The organism is Dellaglioa sp. CoH-57-MRSF-18 (assembly GCF_056781995.1).
The window spans coordinates 1-298 of the sequence record NZ_JBXAXX010000187.1; the positions used below are offsets into that span (position 1 = coordinate 1).

General features: G+C 50.7%; 1 protein-coding gene. It reads right to left on the reverse strand.

Annotated features, from left to right (window positions below; all coding sequences use genetic code 11):
* Positions 1 to 298: hypothetical protein (locus tag AC1RPG_RS08665; RefSeq protein WP_481762581.1), on the reverse strand; the 298-nt coding region annotated here is incomplete at both ends.

The window sequence follows — 298 nt, forward strand, 5'->3', positions numbered from 1 at the left end:
TGCCAAATGCGTGGAACCATCGAAATCTCGATACTTTTTCCAGTTAACCTGCTTCGGGCTCGTGATGTGTCCACAGGTGTGGCGTGCCGTACACTGAGCGCCACAGTACCCACACGTGAAGTAATCAACGAGAGCACCCATAGAATAGGTGTTGATTTCCCGTGTCAGAACTTTTTGTGCGACATCCGGATACTTATTTTTGTCGATTGCCAACAGCCCCATCACCTTCCACAGTTTTCCGTCCCCGTAGCCCTCAACCTTATGGAACGATGCGTCGAGAATAACGCCGTAAGCACGC